1 protein-coding gene is annotated in these 880 nt (G+C 62.8%); it reads right to left on the bottom strand.

Annotation, left to right across the window (positions count from 1 at the left end):
• A protein-coding gene (locus C6P64_RS13330; protein ID WP_105749056.1) for an IS5 family transposase occupies nt 1-764 on the bottom strand; the annotation gives its coding sequence in 2 pieces (ribosomal slippage) (nt 1-449 and nt 449-764; 765 coding nt annotated over the 2 pieces). This gene is flagged as partial in the annotation.
• Nucleotides 765-880 lie beyond the last annotated feature (116 nt).

Genomic DNA, 880 nt, shown 5'->3' with positions numbered 1-880 from the left:
CAATCGAAGAGCCTCGGCGATGAACGCGACGGTGATGAAGGCCGCAAACATCACGTCGGTCTTGTCATAGCGGGTGAACACGCGGCGCCAGGCCTTGATCCTGCGGAACAGTCGCTCAACCTCATTGCGACGCCGATAGCGTTCCTTGTCCAGTGACCATGGCTGCTTGCGCTGCGGATTGGGCGGCACGACCGGCACAAAGCCCAGTTGCTCGGCCAGGTCGCGCGTGGCATCACCTTCGTAGGCGCTGTCCATCAGCAGCGCCACTTCCCCGGCCTCCTGCGGCCCACCCATCGCCTCAATCAACCTGCGCCCCTCGGGACCGTCGCCCGCCTGTCCTGGCGTCAGGCTCCACGTCACAACGTCGCAGGCACTCGCGGCAACCAAATGAAGTTTGGTGCTCCACCCGCCCCGACTTTTGCCGATGGCCTGGGGGCCGTTTTTTTCGGCGCACCCGTGCCATCCGGATGCACCTTCATGATCGTCGAGTCCAGGCTCACCGCCTCGATGCGAACCTGCATCAAGCGCTGTCTCTGCAGACGTTCGAACACCGCATCCAGTACACCGGCCTTGGCCCAACGGCTCATGCGCGTATAGATGCTGTGCCAGGGCCCGTAGTGACTGGGCAGTGCGCGCCACTTGCAGCCGTTGGCAGCGACGTACAGGATGGCATTGACCACCTCGAAGTTGTCCAGTCGCACGTTGCCCCGCTGGCGAGGCAGCAGTGGGGCGATAAGTTCGAATTGCTCGCGAGTCAGTTGCATTGCAACAATTTCGGGCAAAACTTACTGCTTGTCAACTTGCGTTAACAGGCCCTAGGCTGGCCGCAGCGCCCGCTGGCGGGGGCGGCAAAAGCAAAGGCCTGCCACGAGAGCAGGGG

The organism is Malikia granosa, assembly GCF_002980595.1.
GTDB lineage: Bacteria > Pseudomonadota > Gammaproteobacteria > Burkholderiales > Burkholderiaceae_C > Malikia > Malikia granosa.
Note: the sequence above shows the minus strand (reverse complement) of the source record. Positions and strands in the feature narration are given on the sequence as shown.